The organism is Pseudomonas sp. LS2P72 (genome assembly GCF_054897865.1).
Window position 1 is genome coordinate 120,794 of the sequence record NZ_CM142708.1, and the last position, 20,992, is coordinate 141,785.

Genomic DNA, 20,992 nt, shown 5'->3' on the forward strand with positions numbered 1-20,992 from the left:
TACAACGACTTAGCCGTTGAACACGTCATCCACGCTTTTCAGCGGGTAGTTCTTCGGATATGGCAGGGTCGCTACGCCAGTCTCGATCGCAGCCTTGGCCACGGCATCGGAGATCAAGGTGATCAGACGGGCATCCATTGGTTTCGGAATGATGTACTCACGACCGAATTCCAGTTTGATGCCGCCGTAGGCGTCGCACACTTCCTGAGGAACCGGCAGCTTGGCCAGTTCACGCAGGGCGTTGGCCGCCGCCACTTTCATTTCTTCGTTGATGCGCTTGGCGCGAACGTCCAGGGCACCACGGAAGATGAACGGGAAGCCCAGCACGTTGTTGACCTGGTTCGGGTAGTCCGAACGGCCGGTCGCCATGATCACGTCGTCACGGGTGGCGTGAGCCAGCTCCGGGGAGATTTCCGGGTCCGGGTTGGAGCACGCGAACACGATCGGGTTGGCCGCCATGGATTTCAGGCCTTCAGCGCTCAGCAGGTTCGGGCCGGACAGGCCAACGAACACGTCCGCGCCTTTCAGGGCGTCGGCCAGGGTGCGCTTCTCGGTCGAGTGAGCGAACACAGCCTTGTACTGGTTCAGGTCGTCACGGCCGGAGTGGATCACGCCGGTACGGTCAACCATGAAGATGTTTTCAATGTTGGCACCCATGCTCACCAGCAATTTCATGCAGGAGATGGCGGCAGCACCGGCGCCCAGGCAGACGATCTTGGCGTCAGCGAGGGTTTTGCCAGCGATTTCCAGGGCGTTGATCATGCCGGCTGCGGTAACGATCGCGGTGCCGTGCTGGTCATCGTGGAATACCGGAATGTCGCACTGCTCGATCAGAGCACGTTCGATCTCAAAGCACTCAGGTGCCTTGATGTCTTCCAGGTTGATGCCACCGAAGGTGATGGAGATGCGCTTGACGGTGTCGATGAAGGCTTGCGGGCTTTCGGAGTCGACTTCGATGTCGAACACATCGATGCCGGCGAAGCGCTTGAACAGCACGCCTTTACCTTCCATTACTGGCTTGGAAGCCAATGGGCCGAGGTTACCCAGGCCAAGAATTGCGGTGCCATCGGAAATGACTGCAACCAGGTTGCCTTTGCCGGTGTATTTGTAGGCCAGTTCAGGATCGCGGGCGATTTCGCGTACTGGTTCGGCTACGCCGGGGCTGTAGGCCAGCGACAGATCGCGGGCGGTAGCGGTGGCCTTGGTGAGCTCGACACTCAGCTTCCCTGGACGGGGATGGGCGTGATATTCGAGAGCGGCAGTTTTCAAATCAGACATATGGGCATTCCGCTTTTTACTGTGGGACAGACGGACCGCCGAGGATACTCGCCTCGCAAAGTCCTCACAAGACTGACCAGTCACCCCTGTCAAGCGCCCGGCCCTACGACTTTGGACCAAGAGCCGCGGAACACAAGGGATTGACTGTTCACAATCGACAGGAAAAATGTCTACAACTTTTTATCACTGCGCCATCTGAAGCATTGCCGGGTCAGTCAATGGCAGAAGCCAGCGCGCCTGCCCTTCTTTCAGTCCACCGCGCCGCGAACGGTCCAGCACCCAGCCACGAGCCTCGATCTGCCTGCCCTTCAGCCTCTCGAGACTCGCCACATCGAACTGCCCCAGCAAATTGGGAGCAATGCGCAATACAACCGAATCCTGCAACTCGATCCAAACCCCGCCGCGATTGCGCTGAACCTTGCTCACACGACCGCTGAGCACAGCGAAACCGGAAGCGCTGATCTGCTCCGCTTTCGTTACAGGGGATTGGCGCCACAAGCCGAGCCCGGCCTGACGAGCGCTGTGTTCCGCCGCTTGCTGGCAGTCGACCAGATCGACATTCGGCGCGACCGCGACCTGGAAACCGAGTCCTTCAGCGAGCATCTGCGCTTCAAGGTTGGCGCCATCGGCGCTGTAGACATGGGCCAAGGTGCGACCGTAATGGTCTTTGCTTTCTTTGCCGGGCAATAAACCGACCCGTCCACCGCTGGCGTTCACCAGTGCTTCCAGGCGTTGGCGTGCCGCCACCGCGAACGGCTCGTCGGAGCGGCCTTTTTTGCCCAGCTCCGGCGTATTCAACCCGATCATGCGCACGCTACGGCCATCGCTCAGGCGCAGCGTGTCACCATCCACCACCCGTTGCACCGCGACCGAGGTCAGCCCGCTCGGCGCCGGACAGAACGCCTGAGCACCGGAAAGCCAAATCGCAGACACAAAAAAGGCGCCCGCGAGGGACGCCTTTTTCATCAGCAAGGTAAAGCCCATGGGGCTTTGCAACCTTACTCTGCTGCAGCAGCAGGTTTCTTGCCGAAAGCACCGAAACGGTCTGCGAAGCGCTGTACACGGCCGCCAGTATCCAGAGTCTTCTGCTTACCGGTGTAGAACGGGTGGCACTCGTTGCATACGTCAGTACCCAGTGGCTTGCACAGGTTCGAACGAGTTTCGAACTTGTTGCCGCAGCTGCAAGTTACTTCGATGGTTTCGTACGCTGGATGGATATCGGCTTTCATGGTGTATTCCTCAGGCTAGTGTGCCGCCACTCAACACTATTGTTGAATACCGCACATAATTAGGCCGCGGATTCTACCAGACCTTTGCAATCACGCAAGCTGTCCCTTACACCGACCGTCTGCTAGGCTCCCGGGCCAAAGCGCCGTCCCTGTGGGAGCGAACTGTGGCGAGGGGATTTATCCCCGTTGGGTCGCGTAGCGGCCCTGAACCTGTGATTACGGTGTTTCAGAAAAACCGTATTCACCGGGTTTGCGACTGCTTCGCAGCCGAACGGGGATAAATCCCCTCGCCACAGTTCGCTCCCACAGGTCTTGGCCCTGCTGTTTATTTTCCGCTGATCGAGATCCCCCCGCGTGCCCGACGCCATTTTGCGCCTCGCCCTGCCTTCGCCCCTGCGCCGCCTGTTCGATTACCGTGCCCCGGCCGGGGTTCTGCGTGCCCAGTTGCAGCCGGGCATGCGCCTGCGGGTGCCGTTCGGCCGGAGGGAAATGATCGGGATTCTGGTGGAGGTGACCGATCACAGCGAAGTGCCAGTAGAAAAGCTCAAGCCGGCCCTGGCCCTGCTCGATGCCACGCCGCCGCTGCCGCCAGCGCTGTTCAAACTGTGCCTGTGGACGTCCCAGTATTACCAGCACAGCCTTGGTGACACGTTGAGCTGGGCGCTGCCGGTACTGTTGCGACAAGGCGAACTGGCCGAAGCACGGCAGGAACGCTTCTGGTCCGCCGCACCCGGCGCCAGCCTTGATGACCCGCGCATCGCTCGCGCCCCGCGCCAACGGGAGGCCCTGGCGACCCTGGCCCAGCATCCCCACGGCGTCGCCCATCAGTTGTTGAGCAAACTGATGCTGAGCAAGGACAGCCTGGATTTGCTGCTGGCCAAGGATCTGGTGCAAGTCGAAATCCGCAAGCACGCCCCCGACGCCCGCCACGAACACTGGCTGGCGCAGCCGGAACTGCCACTCAACCCTGAGCAACGCGCCGCTTATGAAGCGATTCGCGCAGGCTTCGACAGTTATCACGCGTTCCTGCTGGCCGGCGTCACCGGCAGCGGCAAGACCGAAGTCTATTTGCAACTGATCCGCGAAACCCTTGAGGCCGGCAAGCAGGCGCTGGTACTGATCCCGGAGATCAACCTCGGCCCGCAGACCCTGGCGCGCTTCGAACAGCGTTTCAATGCACGCATCGCGCTGATCCATTCGGCGGTCAACGACCGCGAGCGCCTCGAAGCCTGGCTCGCCGCCCGCGACGGTGACGCCGACATTATTATCGGCACCCGTTCGGCACTGTTCACGCCGATGAAGAACCCCGGCCTGATCATCATCGATGAAGAGCACGACGGTTCCTATAAACAGCAGGAAGGCCTGCGCTATCACGCCCGCGACCTGGCACTGGTGCGCGCCCGCCAGGAAAACATCCCGATTGTCCTCGGCTCCGCCACGCCTTCGCTGGAAAGTCTGCAAAACGCCTACACCGGTCGTTACGGCCTCCTACGATTGAACGAGCGCGCCGGTGGCGCCAAACAGCCGCGTTTCCTGCGCCTGGACGTGAAAAGTCGTCCGCTGGACAGCGGCATTTCCGGGCCGATGCAGCAGGCCATCGGTCAGACGCTGGCCGCTGGACAACAAGTACTGGTGTTCCTCAACCGACGCGGTTTTGCCCCGACCTTGCTGTGTCACGACTGCGGCTGGATGTCCGAGTGTCAGCGCTGCGATGCACGAATGACCGTGCATCAGCGCTCCGGCGAACTGCGCTGCCACCATTGTGGCTACGTCGAACGCGTCCCTCGGCATTGCCCGAAGTGCGGCAAAGTCGATTTGCGACCTGTCGGCGCCGGCACCGAGCGCGCCGAGGAACGGCTGGGGATTCTGTTCCCGGACGTCCCGGTGCTGCGGGTCGACCGCGACAGCACTTCGCGCAAAGACGCGATGAATCAGCTGTTCGCGACCATCCAGAAGGGCCAGCCGTGCATTCTGGTGGGCACGCAAATGCTTGCCAAAGGACATCACTTTCCACGGGTGACCCTGGTGTCGATTCTGGATGCCGACGGCGGCCTGTTCTCCGGCGACTTCCGCGCCAGCGAGCGCATGGCGCAGTTGATCGTCCAGGTTGCCGGGCGCGCGGGCCGGGCTGAAGAACCGGGCAAAGTGATCATCCAGACGCACCTGGCTGACCATCCGCTGCTGGTGCAACTGACTGAACAGGGCTATTTCGCCTTTGCCGAACAGGCGTTGAGCGAACGGCGCTCGGCAGGTTTACCGCCGTTTGCGCACTTGGCGCTGCTGCGGGCCGAAGCGCACAAACCGGGTCAAGCTGAGGGTTTTCTTGATGAGGCGTGCAGCGAGGCCGAGCGTTTGCTGGCCGAACAGAACCTGACCGGAATTGAGCTGCTAGGGCCGGTACCTGCGCCGATGGAACGCCGGGCCGGGCGTTATCGTGCGCAGTTGTTGCTGCAAGCGACGGCCCGGGCGCCGCTGCATCGACTATTAAGCAGCTGGCTGCTGGTTTTGGAGCAGATGCCGAGTGGGCGGGCGGTACGCTGGTCCCTTGATGTCGATCCCGTGGATTTGTATTGATGGGTAGATCGCCATCGCGGGCAAGCCTTGCTCCTACACGCGATGGCGGCCGATTTGTCACCACATATCCATAACCTGCCCGCTATAGTTGGCAAGCCCGTCTTCGCAACGGATAATGCCCAGTTTTTCCACTAGCGCATCCAGGCGCCGCCGCGCTTGCGGTCGAAAGAGAACACCATGAAAGACACCATTCGCCAGCTGATCCAACAAGCCATCACCCAACTCGTCAACGAAGGTGTGTTGCCTGAAGGCCTGTCGCCGGCGATCCAGGTGGAAAACTCCCGTGACAAGACTCACGGCGATTTCGCCAGCAACATCGCCATGATGCTGGCCAAACCGGCCGGCATGAAGCCGCGTGACCTGGCAGAGAAAATCATCGCCGCGCTGCCGGCTGATGAAAACGTCACCAAGACCGAAATCGCCGGCCCTGGCTTCCTGAACTTCTTCCAGAATACTCAAGCCCTGGCCACTCGCCTGGACGCCGCCCTGGCCGACGCCCACATCGGCGTGCGCAAGTCCGGCCCGGTGCAGCGCACCGTCGTCGACCTGTCGGCACCGAACCTGGCCAAAGAGATGCACGTTGGCCACTTGCGCTCGACCATCATCGGTGACGGCGTGGCGCGCGTACTGGAATTCCTCGGCGACGAAGTGATCCGTCAGAACCACGTCGGCGACTGGGGCACCCAGTTCGGCATGCTGATGGCCTACCTTCAGGAAAACCCGATCACCAGCGACGAGCTGTCGGACCTGGAAAACTTCTACCGTGCGGCCAAGCAACGCTTCGACGAATCCGAAGAGTTCGCAGATCGCGCCCGTGGCCTGGTGGTCAAACTGCAAGCCGGCGACCCGGATTGCCTGGCGCTGTGGACCAAGTTCAAAGACATCTCGCTGTCGCACTGCCAGAAAATCTACGAACTGTTGAACGTCAAACTGACCATGGCCGATGTGATGGGCGAAAGCGCCTACAACGACGACCTGATCAACGTGGTCAACGACCTCAAGGCCGCTGGCCTGCTGGTCGAGAGCAACGGCGCCCAGTGCGTGTTCCTCGATGAATTCAAGAACGCCGATGGCGACCCGCTGCCAGTGATCATCGTCAAGGCTGACGGCGGTTACCTCTACGCCACCACCGACCTGGCGGCCGTGCGTTACCGTAGCGGCAAGTTGAAGGCTGATCGCGCGCTGTACTTCGTCGACCAGCGTCAGGCCCTGCACTTCCAGCAAGTATTCCAGGTCGCGCGCCTGGCCGGCTTCGTGACGCACCCGATGGAAATGGAACACATGGGCTTCGGCACCATGAACGGTAAAGATGGCCGTCCTTTCAAGACCCGTGATGGCGGCACCGTGAAGCTGATCGATCTGCTGACCGAAGCCCAGGAACGCGCCTACACCCTGGTGAAGGACAAGAACCCGGAGCTGGCCGATGACGAGCTGCGCAACATCGCCAAGGTCGTGGGTATTGGCGCGGTGAAATACGCCGACCTGTCCAAGCATCGCACCAGCGACTACAGCTTCAACTTCGACCTGATGCTGAACTTCGAAGGCAACACCGCACCGTACCTGCTGTACGCCTACACCCGCGTGGCCGGCGTGTTCCGCAAACTCGGCAAGGACTTCAGCGAAGTCGAAGGCCAGATCGCCCTCGAAGCGGCGCACGAACACGAACTGGCGGCGAAACTCGCGCAGTTCGGCGAAGTGCTGAACAACGTTTCCGACAAGGGCACGCCGCACATCCTGTGCACCTACCTGTACGATGTCGCCGGCCTGTTCTCCAGCTTCTACGAGAACTGCCCGATCCTCAGCGCCGACACCCCAGCGCAAATGCAGAGCCGCCTGCGCCTCGCCGCGCTGACCGGCCGCACTCTCAAGCAAGGCCTGGAACTCTTGGGTCTGGAAACTCTGGAGCGTATGTAAGTTGGCTGCCAAGAAAAAACCTGCACCCAAGCGTGGCGCCAGCCGTTACCAAGCTCCTGCAAAGCAACCGATCCCGGGCTGGCTGTGGATGGCCATCGGCCTGACGGTCGGCGCGTTTCTTGTGTTCCTGATGAAACTGGAACCGGGCAAGGGCAGCGAGAGCGTCAAGCGCGAGAAGATCGAGCAGCAAAAAGCCACGAAGATCGCCGAGGCTAACAAGACCCCGCCGAGCCCGACGCAACCGGTGAAGCCGAAGTACGACTTCTACACGTTGCTGCCGGAATCGGAAGTCATCGTGCCGCCGGATGCCGTGCCGGAGAAAACCCTGCCGACGCCACAAGTGCCGGCCATTCCGACGACGCCGGTCACACCAGAGCAAGCGGCGAAGATCGATACCGCGCGGGCTCAGGCCGCACTGGCCGGGATTACCCCGCCGCCAGCGCCGCCGGTGTCCAAAGCGGCGCCAGTGACCAAGTTCTTCCTGCAGGCCGGTTCGTTCCGCAAGGAGGCTGACGCGGACAAGGTTCGGGCGCAGATTATTTTGCTGGGTCAGGCCGTGGCGGTTGAATCCGGCACCGTGAAGGATGAAACCTGGTATCGGGTATTGGTCGGACCGTTCAGCAATCGCGAGCAATTGACTACCGCCCAGAAACAACTGGCCGGCAGTGGGTTCAGCAACCTGTTGTTACAACAACGCCAAAACCGCTGATTCTATCAGCGACACCGCGTCATCGTTCATCGCGAGCAGGCTCGCTCCCACAGGATATGCACTAACCCTGTGGGAGCGAGCCTGCTCGCGATGGCGTCCTTAACAGCACCACACATCTCATTCGCCTCGCACCGCTCGTCCCCTCTCCCTTCCTGCAGTTGAAAAACGCTCCACCACCCCCATATGAGTTGGCATAAGGCATTTTCGCCCCGCTGCGTGGAGACTCTCCCTTGACCACCATCGTTTCAGTTCGCCGCCACGGCAAAGTCGTCATGGGCGGCGACGGCCAGGTTTCTCTCGGCAATACCGTGATGAAAGGCAACGCGAAGAAAGTTCGCCGCCTGTACCACGGGCAGGTAATCGCCGGTTTTGCCGGGGCCACCGCTGACGCCTTCACCCTCTTCGAGCGGTTCGAAGGCCAGCTTGAGAAACATCAGGGCCACCTGGTTCGCGCCGCCGTCGAACTCGCCAAAGAATGGCGCACTGACCGCTCCCTCAGCCGCCTCGAAGCCATGCTCGCGGTCGCGAACAAAGACGCTTCTCTGATCATCACCGGCAACGGCGACGTGGTCGAACCTGAAGAAGGTCTGATCGCCATGGGCTCCGGTGGCGGTTACGCCCAGGCTGCCGCTAGCGCACTGCTGAAGAAAACCGATCTGTCGGCCCGGGAAATCGTCGAAACCGCCCTCGGTATCGCCGGCGACATCTGTGTATTCACCAACCACACCTTTACCATTGAGGAGCAGGACCTCGCTGAGTAAGCCTGTTTTGGCCACCACGCCACGGCTCACTTTTACCTGAGGACCGCCAATTACTATGTCCATGACTCCCCGTGAAATCGTCCACGAACTCAATCGCCATATCATCGGCCAGGACGATGCCAAGCGCGCCGTCGCCATCGCGCTGCGTAACCGCTGGCGCCGGATGCAGCTGCCTGAAGAGCTGCGCGTTGAAGTCACACCGAAAAACATCCTGATGATCGGCCCGACCGGTGTCGGCAAAACCGAGATTGCTCGTCGCCTGGCCAAACTCGCCAACGCGCCGTTCATCAAGGTCGAAGCGACCAAGTTCACCGAAGTCGGCTATGTCGGCCGCGACGTTGAATCGATCATTCGTGACCTGGCCGACGCGGCGATCAAGCTGCTGCGCGAACAGGAAATGACCAAGGTTCGCCACCGCGCCGAAGACGCCGCCGAAGAACGCATCCTCGACGCCCTGCTGCCACCGGCACGTATGGGTTTCAGCAACGACGACGCCGCGCCGTCGGCCGACTCCAACACCCGCCAGCTGTTCCGCAAGCGCCTGCGCGAAGGTCAGCTGGATGACAAAGAGATCGAAATCGAAGTCGCCGAAATGGCCGGTGTCGATATCTCCGCGCCACCGGGCATGGAAGAGATGACCAACCAGCTGCAGAGCCTGTTCGCCAACATGGGCAAGGGCAAACGCAAGAGCCGCAAGATCAAGGTCAAGGAAGCGCTGAAACTGGTGCGTGACGAAGAAGCCGGTCGCCTGGTCAACGAAGAAGAGTTGAAGGCCAAGGCGCTGGAAGCGGTCGAGCAGCACGGCATCGTGTTCATCGACGAAATCGACAAGGTCGCCAAGCGCGGCAACACCGGTGGCGTCGACGTCTCCCGTGAGGGCGTACAGCGCGACTTGCTGCCGCTGATCGAAGGCTGCACCGTCAACACCAAACTGGGCATGGTCAAGACCGACCACATCCTGTTCATCGCGTCCGGTGCGTTCCACCTGAGCAAGCCGAGCGATCTGGTGCCCGAGCTGCAAGGTCGCCTGCCGATTCGTGTCGAACTCAAGGCCCTGACACCTGAAGATTTCGAACGCATTCTCAGCGAGCCGCACGCGTCGCTCACCGAGCAGTATTGCGCACTGCTGAAAACCGAAGGCCTGGTGATTGAATTCCTGCCGGACGGCATCAAGCGTATTGCCGAGATCGCCTGGCAGGTCAACGAGAAGACCGAGAACATCGGTGCCCGTCGCCTGCACACGCTGCTTGAGCGCCTGCTTGAAGAGGTGTCGTTCAGCGCCGGTGATCTGGCCAGCGCCCACGACGAAAAGGCGATCCTGATCGACGCCGATTACGTCAACAGCCACTTGGGCGAATTGGCGCAGAACGAAGACCTGTCCCGTTATATCCTGTAAGCCAAGCGACCCTCTGTAGGAGCACAGCTTGCTGGCGATGGCGCACTTGAGATCGCCATCGCCGGCAAGCCGTGCTCCTACAGGAGTCAGACCATGCGCTTACAGACGGACTCCAGGTCATGACCCAACTCCCCACCGATATCAAACTGCACAAAGCCTCGAAAACCCTGTCGCTGAAATACGCGTCTGGCGAGGAGCATCACCTGCCCGCCGAGTTCCTGCGCGTGCACTCTCCTTCCGCCGAGGTCCAGGGCCACGGCAAACCTATCCTGCAATTTGGCAAGATCGGCGTAGGCCTGACCAAGGTCGAACCGGCCGGTCAGTACGCACTGAAATTGACCTTCGACGACGGCCACGACAGCGGCCTGTTCACCTGGGAATATCTGTACCAGTTGGGCGTGCGCCAAGAGGATCTCTGGAACGATTATCTTGCCGAACTCAAAGCCGCCGGAAAGACCCGCGACCCGAACGAATCCATCGTCAAGCTGATGCTCTAAATCAGGCCTTTCACTCATTAGAAGGCATTTTCTAATTCCATCTGTTTGAATGCTCCGCTTTCGGGCCGACGATTGGCCTGCTTGCGAAAAAAATTAAACTCGGGTAACCAATGGAGCTGGCAAGGTACCTGCAGTGCTCTCTGAACTAAAAAGCAGCGATGCAGAATTAACGGTCACCCGAGCAGTAGTACCTGGCATTGGCTGTGGACTGCACAGCTGGACCCAGGTACTCGTCTCAGGACAATGGAGCGTCGTAGATGAGTAACAAGAATAACGATGACTTGAAGTATCAAGCCTCGGAAAATACCTTGGGGCTGAATCCGGTCGTTGGACTGCGTAGAAAAGATCTGTTGGGCTCTGCCCGAATGGTGCTGACCCAGGCCATCAAACAACCGATTCATAGTGCAAAGCATGTCGCTCATTTCGGCATCGAACTGAAGAACGTGCTGTTTGGCAAATCCGCGCTGCAACCGACCAGCGATGACCGTCGCTTCCATGATCCGGCCTGGAGCCAGAACCCGCTCTACAAACGTTATTTGCAAACTTACCTGGCGTGGCGCAAGGAGCTCCATGACTGGATCGGCGAAAGCAACCTCTCGCCCAAGGACGTCGCACGCGGGCATTTCGTGATCAACCTCATGACCGAAGCCATGGCCCCGACCAACAGTGCGGCCAACCCGGCGGCGGTCAAACGCTTCTTCGAAACCGGCGGCAAAAGCCTGCTCGACGGCCTCTCCCATCTGGCCAAGGATCTGGTGCACAACGGCGGCATGCCGAGCCAGGTCAACATGGGCGCGTTCGAGGTCGGCAAGAGCCTGGGCGTCACCGAAGGCACGGTGGTGTTTCGCAATGATGTGCTGGAGCTGATCCAGTATCGGCCGACCACCGAACAGGTGCACGAGCGCCCACTGCTGGTGGTGCCACCGCAGATCAACAAGTTCTATGTTTTCGACCTGAGCCCGGACAAGAGCCTGGCGCGCTTCTGCCTGCGCAACAACATGCAGACGTTCATTGTCAGCTGGCGCAACCCGACCAAGGAGCAGCGCGAGTGGGGTCTGTCGACCTACATCGAAGCGCTCAAGGAAGCGGTCGACGTGGTCACCGCAATCACCGGCAGCAAAGACATCAACATGCTCGGCGCCTGCTCCGGCGGCATCACCTGCACCGCCCTGCTGGGCCACTACGCCGCGATCGGCGAGAACAAGGTCAACGCCCTGACGCTGCTGGTCAGCGTGCTGGACACCACCCTGGACAGCGACGTGGCACTGTTCGTCGACGAGCAAACCCTCGAATCGGCCAAGCGCCACTCCTATCAGGCCGGCGTGCTGGAAGGTCGCGACATGGCGAAAGTTTTCGCCTGGATGCGCCCCAACGACCTGATCTGGAACTACTGGGTCAACAACTACCTGCTGGGCAACGAGCCGCCGGTGTTCGACATCCTGTTCTGGAACAACGACACCACACGGTTGCCCGCAGCGTTCCACGGCGATCTGATCGAGATGTTCAAGACCAACCCACTGATCCGTCCTGACGCACTGGAAGTGTGCGGCACACCGATCAATCTGAAGCAGGTCACTGCCGACATCTATTCCCTGGCAGGCACCAACGACCACATCACCCCGTGGAAGTCCTGCTACAAGTCGGCGCAACTGTTCGGCGGCAAGGTTGAGTTCGTGCTGTCCAGCAGCGGGCATATCCAGAGCATTCTGAACCCGCCGGGCAATCCGAAATCGCGCTACATGACCAGCACCGAGATGCCGATCAAAGCCGAGGAATGGCAAGAGAACTCAACCAAGCACACCGATTCCTGGTGGCTGCACTGGCAGGCATGGCAAGCCGAGCGTTCGGGCAAGCTGAAGAAGTCTCCAGGCAGTTTGGGCAACAAGGCTTATCCAGCAGGTGAAGCTGCACCAGGCACCTATGTGCATGAGCGATAACTGACACACCTCGCCCTCCTGTGGGAGCGGGCTTGTGTGGCGAGGGGATTTATCCCCGTTGGGTGGCGAAGCCGCCCCAAAATCTGCGGCCTCGGTGTATCAGTTACACCGAGTGCATTGGTTTTTACGACTGCTTCGCAGCCGAACGGGGATAAATCCCCTCACCACACAAGCCCGCTCCCACAGGGGATCGGGGGGTGAAATTGAGACAGTGACCCACAGGGCCTGAAGCATGCCGCAACCGTTCATATTTCGTACCGTCGACCTGGATGGCCAGACCCTCCGCACGGCGGTACGCCCCGGCAAGCCTCACTTGACGCCCTTGCTGATTTTCAACGGCATCGGCGCCAACCTGGAGCTGGTGTTTCCGTTCGTCGCGGCGCTGGACCCGGACCTGGAAGTCATCGCCTTCGACGTGCCTGGTGTCGGCGGTTCGTCGACGCCACGGCGCCCGTATCGCTTTCCGGGCCTGGCGAAACTCACGGCACGGATGCTCGACTATCTCGACTACGGGCAAGTCAACGTAATCGGCGTGTCGTGGGGTGGCGCCCTGGCCCAGCAGTTCGCTTACGACTATCCCGAGCGCTGCAAAAAACTCGTTCTGGCGGCCACGGCGGCGGGCACGGTGATGGTGCCGGGCAAGCCGAAAGTCCTGTGGATGATGGCCAGCCCACGACGCTACATCCAGCCGTCTCACGTGATTCGCATTGCGCCGATGATCTACGGCGGTGCGTTCCGTCGCGATCCAACCCTCGCCGCCAGCCATGCCGCCAAGGTCCGCTCGGCCGGCAAACTCGGTTATTACTGGCAGCTGTTCGCCGGCCTCGGCTGGACCAGCATTCACTGGTTGCACAAGATCCACCAGCCAACCCTGGTGCTGGCCGGTGACGACGATCCACTGATCCCGTTGGTCAACATGCGGTTACTGGCCTGGCGGATTCCCAACGCCCAATTGCACATCATCGATGACGGGCATCTGTTTTTGATCACTCGGGCCGAAGCGGTGGCACCGATCATCATGAAGTTTCTCGAGGAAGAACGTCAGCGTGCCGTGATGCATCCGCATCCGGCTCCATTTGGCGGCTAATCGGCCCATTGTCGGTCGGGAAGACGCAGCGCCGCGCAACAATCCGCAACAGCGTCTATGGTGTTCTGGTTCGGTGTATCTGTATTTGGCCTGAAGACGAAGGAGTGTTCATTCATGCGCGAAAAACCAGCGAGGGAATTTTTGTCCACTCCCGCCGCGTTCATCAACGCACAGAGTGCGATTACCGGCCTGCGTGGCCGGGATCTGTTTTCCACCCTGCGCAGCGTTGCCGCCCATGGTTTGCGCAACCCGGTGCACACCGCCCGACACGCCTTGAAGCTGGGTGGTCAACTGGGCCGCGTATTGCTGGGCGAAACCCTGCACCCGACCAATCCGCAGGACAATCGCTTTGCCGACCCGGCGTGGAGCCTCAATCCTTTTTATCGCCGCAGTTTGCAGGCCTACCTGAGCTGGCAGAAAGAGGTCAGACACTGGATCGACGACAGCAACATGACCCCGGACGATCGCGCCCGCGCGCACTTCGCGTTCGCCTTGCTCAACGACGCCATGGCTCCGTCCAACAGCCTGCTCAATCCGCTGGCGATCAAGGAGATTTTCAACTCCGGCGGCAACAGCCTGGTGCGAGGTATCGGCCACCTGGTCGACGACTTCCTGCACAACGACGGCCTGCCCAGACAAGTCACCAAGCAAGCTTTCGAGGTCGGCAAAACGGTCGCCACCACGACGGGCTCCGTGGTGTTTCGCAATGAGCTGCTGGAGTTGATCCAGTACAAGCCCATGAGCGAAAAACAGTATTCCAAACCGCTGCTGGTGGTACCGCCACAGATCAACAAGTACTACATTTTCGACCTGAGCCCGCACAACAGCTTCGTCCAGTTCGCCCTGAAGAACGGTTTGCAGACCTTCATGATCAGTTGGCGCAATCCGGATGTACGTCATCGCGAATGGGGGCTATCGACGTACGTCGAAGCCGTGGAAGAAGCGATGAATGTGTGCCGGGCGATCACCGGCGCTCGTGAGGTCAACCTGATGGGCGCCTGCGCGGGCGGGCTGACCATTGCCGCCCTGCAAGGCCATTTGCAGGCCAAGCGACAACTTCGGCGAGTGTCCAGCGCGACCTATCTCGTGAGCCTGCTCGACAGTCAGATGGACTCGCCTGCGACTCTCTTCGCCGACGAGCAGACGCTTGAAGCGGCCAAGCGTCGCTCCTATCAGAAAGGCGTGCTGGACGGCCGCGACATGGCCAAGGTCTTCGCCTGGATGCGCCCCAACGATTTGATCTGGAGCTATTTCGTCAATAACTACCTGTTGGGCAAGGAGCCACCGGCGTTCGACATCCTCTATTGGAACAATGACAACACACGTTTGACGGCAGCCTTGCATGGCGACTTGCTGGACTTCTTCAAACACAACCCGATGAGTCATCCGGGTGGTCTGGAGGTGTGCGGCACACCGATCGACTTGCAGAAAGTCACCGTCGACAGCTTTAGCGTTGCGGGCATCAATGACCACATCACCCCGTGGGATGCGGTGTATCGCTCGACCCTGCTGCTGGGTGGCGAGCGACGGTTCGTGTTGTCCAACAGCGGTCATATACAGAGCATTCTCAACCCACCATCAAACCCGAAAGCCAACTTCGTCGAGAGCACGAAGCTGAGCGGTGACCCACGCGCCTGGTATTACGACGCCAAGCAAGTCAACGGCAGTTGGTGGACACAATGGTTGAGCTGGATTCAAGAACGTTCAGGCGCGCAAAAAGAAACCCACATGGCGCTCGGCAACCAGAACTATCCACCAATGGAAGCGGCACCCGGCACTTATGTGCGCGTGCGCTGACTGACAACGAACCACGGCCGGCGCCGGCCGTGGCATGACTTGACCATTAAGAAGACTGGATGAAAACCCGCGACCGGATTCTCGAATGTGCTTTGCAATTGTTCAATCAGAAGGGCGAGCCGAACGTCTCCACCATGGAAGTGGCCAACGAAATGGGCATCAGCCCGGGCAACCTCTACTACCACTTCCACGGCAAGGAACCGTTGATTCTCGGACTGTTCGAGCGCTTCCAGGCCGAACTGGCGCCCCTGCTCGATCCACCGGCCGATGTGGAACTTGCACCTGAAGATTACTGGCTGTTCCTGCATTTGATTGTCGAGCGCCTGGCCCACTACCGGTTTCTGTTCCAGGACCTGTCGAACCTCGCCGGGCGCTTGCCGAAACTGGCCAAGGGCATACGCAACCTGCTCAACGCGTTGAAGCGCACGCTGGCTTCGTTGCTCGCACGATTGAAGGCTCAAGGGCAATTGGTCAGCGATACCCAGGCGTTGGGGCAACTGGTGGAACAGATCACCATGACGCTGCTGTTTTCGCTGGACTATCAGCGGATTCTTGATCGCGAGGGCGAGGTGAGGTTGGTGGTGTACCAGATCATGATGCTGGTGGCGCCGCATTTGTTGCCGCCGATCAAGGTCGCGACGGAGCAGTTGGCGCTTCAATACCTCGAAGAACACGAATAACCCCTGTGGGAGCGAGCCTGCTCGCGAAAGCGGTTTATCATTCAAAAATGATGTCGACTGACCCACCGCTTTCGCGAGCAGGCTCGCTCCCACAGTGGATCTGCGGCGTTCATTAATCCGTGCATAAAAAAACGCCCGACCTTCACAGGCCGGGCGTTTTCTTGAGCCCTGAAAATCAGGACTGACTGGTTGGCGTCGAAGGAGCTGGCGCGACAGTCGGGGTTACAGCAGCGGTCGGTGCAGCAGCGGAGTTCGATGCGCTGACCGGGGCCGGGGTTGCCGGTTTGGCGGCAGCCACTGCTGGTTTTGGTGCAGCCGCTTTCGGAGCTGCCGGCTTTTTCACCGCTGGCTTCTTCGCTGCGGCAGGTTTTGCCGCTGGCTTGGCTGCGGGTTTGGCCGCTGCAGTTTTGGCAGCCGGTTTAGCGGCTGGTTTTGCTGCTGCTTTGGCTGCGGCAGTTTTGGCCGCTGGTTTGGCAGCCGGTTTAGCGGCAGCTTTAGCCAGTGGTTTGGCAGCGGACTTCACTGCAGGTTTGGCCGCCGCGGTTTTTGCCGCAACAGGCGCGACCTTGGCACCGGTGAGTTTTTCGATTTGCTTGGTCAGGGTATCGACCTTGCTGTGCAGTGCCTTGACTTCATTGCGGCTCGGTACACCCAGGCGCGAAATGGCGCTGTTCAGACGCTTGTCGAAAGCCCCTTCCAGCTCATCCCACTTGCCCAGTGCACGATCTTTCACGCCGCTGATGCGCGACTTGGCCGACGTAGCAGAGTCCTTGGCAGCATCGACTTTCTTGCCAACAGCGCTCTTGGTGAGCTTCTCGGCTTTCTCGCCATCTTTAACCAATGTATCGAAGAGCTTGCTGCCGTCAGTGTCGATCTTCGAGTACACGCCTAAACCAGCCAGCCAGATTTTGCGGGAGTAGTCTTCGACTTTCCCGATCCACGAGCTGCCTTCTTTTTCGGTGTTCTTTTTACCAGCCATCCCGTTCTCCTTAAGATTTACGCGCGACGCGTTCGAGCAATGCCGTCAGCTCATCGAGCTTGGCAGAGAGTGTCTCAACGTCATGTTTAGACGGAATGCCGATACGATTCAAGGTACTTGCGACACGCGAGTCAAAAGCCTTCTCGACCTTGTCGAGTTGAAGTTCGACCTTGCCTTTGAAAGTGCTCACTTCACTCTTGGCTTCATCGATCTCGGCATTGGCCGCTTCAAGTTTCTCGGCAACTACTTTTTTGCCTTGTTTTTCAACAGTTTGACCAGCCTTGATCAACTCTTGAAAGTACTCGCTGCCCTCTTGACCGACCTTGGTGTAGGCACCCAGGCCTGCCAGCCAGATCTTGCGGGCATAAGATTTAACGTCGCCCAGAGCAGTCGTCGAAGCGTCGATTTTTTTCTTCAAAATAACTTTGGCCATGGTGCACCTCACGCGCAGAAGGTTTGAGGAACTGCCCGCGAAAGAGTCGGGCTCAGGCACAAAGTAGGGAGAAAAATTAGAAACGGCACCCTAACAACTGACACAAACCGGTGATGCCTCACCACTCACCTGTAGGAGCAAAGCTTGCTCGCGATGCAGACACCGCGGTATTTCAGTTAGTCCGTGGTGATGCCATCGCGAGCAAGCTTTGCTCCTGCGGAAAAGCGTGAGTTATGTGAGGGCTTTATCGAGGGCCTTCTCGATTTCAGATTTGATCATGCCGCTCATGGCCGACATCATCAGGCCCAACTCCACATCGACGCGGATCGAATCCTCGCCCACATACACCGCGCCTTTCACACCGGAACGCTTAAGGTTCAGGGTGTCGCCAGACCATTGCGGCTCCAGGCCATATTGCTCGGACAGTTTCTGCGCCAACTGGTCGGCCTTCTCGCGGGCCGCTTCCTTACCCAGGCCGTGGGAACGCTCAACACTAATACGGGCCATCGAATGACTCCTGCTTTATGAATACTTTCCTGAAGCATCTTGACCGCTACTGCGGCAAAACGTCCCGGCGATTGCCTATCTTACCTGCAGCCTTGCCAAGACAAAGCAGGCCACCGGGATTAGAATGTCCCGCATTCTCTTTTGGTGACAGCGATATGACTGATCAGCGCAAAGGCAGCGATGCCGAACCCACCACTCACTTCGGCTTCAAAAACGTTCCGGAAAGCCAGAAAGCGGAAAAAGTCGCTGAAGTTTTCCACTCGGTAGCCGCCAAGTACGATTTGATGAACGACCTCCTGTCGGGCGGCATGCACCGTCTGTGGAAGCGTTTCGCGATCGAGCTGTCGGGCGTTCGCACCGGTAACCGCGTGCTGGACATCGCCGGCGGCACGGGCGATCTGACCAAAAAGTTCTCGCACCTCGTTGGCCCGACCGGCCAGGTCGTGTTGGCCGACATCAACGAATCCATGCTCAAGGTCGGTCGTGACCGCCTGCTGGATCTGGGTGTGGCCGGCAACGTCGAATTCGTCCAGGCTGACGCTGAAAAGCTGCCGTTCCCGGACAACCATTTCGACTGCGTGACCATCGCTTTCGGCCTGCGCAACGTTACCCATAAAGAAGACGCCCTGCGCTCGATGCTGCGCGTGCTGAAACCGGGCGGCCGTTTGCTGGTGCTGGAGTTCTCCAAGCCGACCAACGCGCTGATGTCCAAAGCTTACGACGCCTACTCGTTCGCCTTCATGCCGCTGATGGGCAAGCTGATCACCAACGACTCGGAAAGCTATCGCTACTTGGCCGAATCGATCCGCATGCACCCGAATCAGGAAACCCTGAAGTCGATGATGGTCGAGGCCGGTTTCGACCGTGTGACCTACCACAACATGACCGCAGGCATCGTCGCCCTGCACCGTGGCATCAAACCCTGATGTTGCTGGCCGGCCTGCTCGCCAGCGTTGAACTCGGTCTGAACCGGGTGCTGCGTCTCGACAGCACGGCGTTGCCGCGGCTGGCGCATTTGAGTGGCAAGGTGATTGCCGTCGATTGCCGCAGCCCGGCGCTGCAAGTGTTCATCCTGCCCAGCGACGAAGGCTTGATGCTGGCTTCCCACTGGGAAACCGGTGCCGACTGTACCTTGCGCGCACCGGCCTCCAGCCTGCTGAAACTGGCCATGAGCAAGGACAAGACTTCGGTCCTGCATGCTCCTGAAGTCGAACTCGACGGCGACAGCGGCGTGCTGCTGGAACTGGCGGCGATCCTTCAGGACCTTGAGCTGGACTGGGAGTACGAACTCTCGCGCTGGCTGGGACCGGTCGCCACGCAGCTGGTCGGCGGTCACCTGCGCAGTCGCGCACGCTGGTATCAGCAAGGGTTCGCCAGCCTGAACCAGAATCTTGGCGAATACCTGGCCGAAGAATCGCGCACCCTCGTCGGTCAACGCGAAGCCGAAGCCCGTTTCAGTGAACTGGACCAGATCAAACTCGATCTGGAACGTCTTGAGGCGCGTTTCGAGCGCCTTTCCCGATTCCTTGACCCAAGCGATAACGCATGAAGCTGCTTGCCGTCCGCCGTCTGTTGCGCATCCAGCGCGTTGTGATTCGCTACCGCCTCGATGACCTGCTGTTCGCCCTGCCACTGCCGTGGTTTCTGCTGGCGCTGCGCTACGCCTTGCCGTGGCGCTGGTTCCCGCGCAAGACGCTGGACCTGAGCCGTGGCGCGCGATTGCGTCTGGCGTTGCAGGACCTGGGACCGATTTTCATCAAGTTCGGGCAAATCCTGTCCACCCGCCGCGACTTGCTGCCGGAAGACATCGCCGATGAACTGATGAAGCTGCAGGACCGCGTGCCGCCGTTCGACTCGCAAGTGTCGGTCAATCTGATCGAAGCACAGCTCGGCAAAAAGATCAGTGAAGTCTTCAGCCGCTTCGACGTCGAGCCGCTGGCCTCGGCCTCGGTGGCGCAGGTGCATGCCGCGCAGCTGAAAACCGGTGAAGAAGTGGTGGTCAAGGTCATCCGCCCGGGACTGAAACCGATCATCGCGCAGGATCTGGCGTGGCTGTTCATCCTCGCTCGCGCCGCCGAAAAACTCTCGGCCGACGCGCGTCTGCTGCACCCGGTGGACGTGGTCCAGGACTACGAAAAAACTATCTACGACGAACTCGACCTGCTGCGTGAGGCGGCCAACGCCAGCCAGTTGCGGCGTAACTTCGACGGTTCGGAGCTGCTCTACGTGCCGCAAGTCTATTGGGACTGGTGCCGGCCGAAAGTGCTGGTGATGGAGCGCATCTACGGCATTCAGGTCACTGACCTCGCGACCCTCGCCGACCAGCGCACCGACATGAAAATGCTCGCTGAGCGCGGTGTGGAGATCTTCTTCACCCAGGTGTTCCGCGACAGCTTCTTCCACGCCGACATGCACCCCGGCAACATCTTCGTCAGCACCGTGAACCCGTGGAGCCCGCAGTACATTGCGATCGACTGCGGCATCGTCGGCAGCCTGACCCCGGAAGACCAGGACTACCTGGCGCGCAACCTGTTCGCGTTCTTCAAGCGTGATTACCGTCGTGTCGCGCAGTTGCACATCGATTCAGGCTGGGTGCCGGCGGAAACCAAACTCAACGAGTTCGAGGCGGCGATTCGCACCGTGTGCGAGCCGATCTTCGAAAAACCGTTAAAAGATATTTCCTTCGGTCAGGTGCTGATGCGCCTGTTCCAGACCGCCCGGCGCTTCAACATGGAAGTGCAGCCGCAGCTCGTGCTGCTGCAAAAAACCCTGCTGAACATCGAAGGCCTGGGCCGTCAGTTATACCCGGACCTCGATTTGTGGAACACCGCCCAGCCGTTCCTCGAACGCTGGATGCGTGAACGCGTCAGCCCCAAAGCCTTGATTGGCAACGTGCAAAGCCAGTTCGAACAGCTGCCGCACCTGGCCAACATGGCCCGCGACCTGCTCGAGCGCATGTCCCAACCTCACGCTTACGACCCGCCGCCACCGTGGCACCGCCGCAAGGACGATTGGCTGCTGCGACTGCTCGGCTGTGCGCACCTGGCCGGCGGCACCCTACTCGCTGTCGGTGGGCCGCTGAACGAACTGGGTCATTGGCCGGCCGGGATCATGGTGGCCGTCGGTTTGTATCTGGTCGTTCGCCGATAGCCAGCGCCCCCGCACGCTGGCACACTGTTTCAACGCCTGCCCGGCTAATGAAGTGTCGGGCCCG

Annotated in this window: 19 protein-coding genes; 13 read left to right on the forward strand and 6 right to left on the reverse strand. The window is 59.9% G+C overall.

Annotated features, from left to right (window positions below; all coding sequences use genetic code 11):
* Positions 1-9: 9 nt before the first annotated feature.
* The 3 genes from ACYZUA_RS00470 to rpmE form a co-directional block, all read right to left on the reverse strand.
* On the reverse strand, positions 10-1,278 hold the full coding sequence (locus ACYZUA_RS00470) for a malic enzyme-like NAD(P)-binding protein (protein WP_461961664.1): 1,269 nt from the start codon (positions 1,276-1,278) through the stop codon (positions 10-12).
* A gap of 183 nt (positions 1,279-1,461) precedes the next feature.
* Complete coding sequence (locus tag ACYZUA_RS00475; RefSeq protein WP_461961665.1) at positions 1,462-2,262, reverse strand: thermonuclease family protein; 801 nt, start codon at positions 2,260-2,262, stop codon at positions 1,462-1,464.
* A gap of 14 nt (positions 2,263-2,276) precedes the next feature.
* Entirely contained in the window at positions 2,277-2,507 is a 231-nt protein-coding gene (gene rpmE, locus ACYZUA_RS00480; RefSeq protein WP_008149553.1) for a 50S ribosomal protein L31, read from the reverse strand.
* Between the two features lie 354 nt (positions 2,508-2,861).
* Here rpmE and ACYZUA_RS00485 point away from each other — a divergent pair, with 354 nt between their 5' ends.
* The 10 genes from ACYZUA_RS00485 to ACYZUA_RS00530 all read left to right on the forward strand — a co-directional run bounded on the left by ACYZUA_RS00485 (position 2,862) and on the right by ACYZUA_RS00530 (position 15,859).
* Positions 2,862-5,081, forward strand: coding sequence for a primosomal protein N' (locus ACYZUA_RS00485; RefSeq protein ID WP_461961666.1), 2,220 nt, complete (start codon positions 2,862-2,864; stop codon positions 5,079-5,081).
* 177 nt (positions 5,082-5,258) lie between these two features.
* Positions 5,259-6,995: an arginine--tRNA ligase gene (gene argS, locus ACYZUA_RS00490; protein ID WP_461961667.1), complete on the forward strand. Its 1,737-nt coding sequence runs from the start codon at positions 5,259-5,261 to the stop codon at positions 6,993-6,995.
* Position 6,996: 1 nt separating this feature from the next.
* Entirely contained in the window at positions 6,997-7,704 is a 708-nt protein-coding gene (locus ACYZUA_RS00495) for an SPOR domain-containing protein (RefSeq protein WP_461961668.1), read from the forward strand.
* 230 nt (positions 7,705-7,934) lie between these two features.
* Complete coding sequence (gene hslV / locus ACYZUA_RS00500; RefSeq protein ID WP_007899242.1) at positions 7,935-8,465, forward strand: ATP-dependent protease subunit HslV; 531 nt, start codon at positions 7,935-7,937, stop codon at positions 8,463-8,465.
* A gap of 55 nt (positions 8,466-8,520) precedes the next feature.
* The gene (gene hslU / locus ACYZUA_RS00505; RefSeq protein ID WP_461961669.1) at positions 8,521-9,861 is read left to right on the forward strand and encodes an ATP-dependent protease ATPase subunit HslU; all 1,341 of its coding nucleotides are present in this window, start codon (positions 8,521-8,523) and stop codon (positions 9,859-9,861) included.
* 119 nt (positions 9,862-9,980) lie between these two features.
* Positions 9,981-10,358, forward strand: a complete 378-nt coding sequence (locus ACYZUA_RS00510; protein WP_008149540.1) for a gamma-butyrobetaine hydroxylase family protein — start codon at positions 9,981-9,983, stop codon at positions 10,356-10,358.
* A 257-nt stretch (positions 10,359-10,615) separates the two neighbouring features.
* On the forward strand, positions 10,616-12,295 hold the full coding sequence (phaC, locus tag ACYZUA_RS00515) for a class II poly(R)-hydroxyalkanoic acid synthase (RefSeq protein ID WP_461961670.1): 1,680 nt from the start codon (positions 10,616-10,618) through the stop codon (positions 12,293-12,295).
* A 232-nt stretch (positions 12,296-12,527) separates the two neighbouring features.
* Entirely contained in the window at positions 12,528-13,382 is an 855-nt protein-coding gene (gene phaZ / locus ACYZUA_RS00520; RefSeq protein ID WP_282481081.1) for a poly(3-hydroxyalkanoate) depolymerase, read from the forward strand.
* Positions 13,383-13,496: 114 nt separating this feature from the next.
* Complete coding sequence (gene phaC / locus ACYZUA_RS00525) at positions 13,497-15,179, forward strand: class II poly(R)-hydroxyalkanoic acid synthase (RefSeq protein ID WP_461961671.1); 1,683 nt, start codon at positions 13,497-13,499, stop codon at positions 15,177-15,179.
* Positions 15,180-15,238: 59 nt separating this feature from the next.
* A complete protein-coding gene (locus ACYZUA_RS00530) occupies positions 15,239-15,859 on the forward strand; it encodes a TetR/AcrR family transcriptional regulator (protein WP_033055348.1) in 621 nt (206 codons plus the stop codon).
* 175 nt (positions 15,860-16,034) lie between these two features.
* Here the strand turns inward: ACYZUA_RS00530 and ACYZUA_RS00535 are convergent, their stop codons facing one another.
* The 3 genes from ACYZUA_RS00535 to ACYZUA_RS00545 all read right to left on the reverse strand — a co-directional run bounded on the left by ACYZUA_RS00535 (position 16,035) and on the right by ACYZUA_RS00545 (position 17,778).
* Entirely contained in the window at positions 16,035-16,838 is an 804-nt protein-coding gene (locus ACYZUA_RS00535) for a phasin family protein (RefSeq protein WP_461961672.1), read from the reverse strand.
* 10 nt (positions 16,839-16,848) lie between these two features.
* On the reverse strand, positions 16,849-17,271 hold the full coding sequence (locus ACYZUA_RS00540; protein WP_095127512.1) for a phasin family protein: 423 nt from the start codon (positions 17,269-17,271) through the stop codon (positions 16,849-16,851).
* A 231-nt stretch (positions 17,272-17,502) separates the two neighbouring features.
* Positions 17,503-17,778 carry a polyhydroxyalkanoic acid system family protein gene (locus ACYZUA_RS00545; RefSeq protein ID WP_461961673.1) on the reverse strand — a complete coding sequence of 92 codons (276 nt, stop codon included), beginning with the start codon at positions 17,776-17,778 and terminating at the stop codon, positions 17,503-17,505.
* A 155-nt stretch (positions 17,779-17,933) separates the two neighbouring features.
* Between ACYZUA_RS00545 and ubiE the strand changes: the two genes are divergently transcribed.
* Genes ubiE through ubiB form a run of 3 tightly spaced genes read left to right on the forward strand, consistent with a single transcriptional unit; the run spans position 17,934 to position 20,928 of the window.
* Positions 17,934-18,704 (forward strand): bifunctional demethylmenaquinone methyltransferase/2-methoxy-6-polyprenyl-1,4-benzoquinol methylase UbiE, encoded by a 771-nt coding sequence (gene ubiE, locus ACYZUA_RS00550; protein ID WP_007948968.1) that lies wholly within the window; start codon positions 17,934-17,936, stop codon positions 18,702-18,704.
* Positions 18,704-19,327: a ubiquinone biosynthesis accessory factor UbiJ gene (locus tag ACYZUA_RS00555; protein ID WP_461961674.1), complete on the forward strand. Its 624-nt coding sequence runs from the start codon at positions 18,704-18,706 to the stop codon at positions 19,325-19,327. The genes ubiE and ACYZUA_RS00555 overlap by 1 nt, the downstream gene beginning before the upstream one ends.
* Entirely contained in the window at positions 19,324-20,928 is a 1,605-nt protein-coding gene (gene ubiB / locus ACYZUA_RS00560; RefSeq protein ID WP_461961675.1) for a ubiquinone biosynthesis regulatory protein kinase UbiB, read from the forward strand. The genes ACYZUA_RS00555 and ubiB overlap by 4 nt, the downstream gene beginning before the upstream one ends.
* Positions 20,929-20,992: the final 64 nt, after the last annotated feature.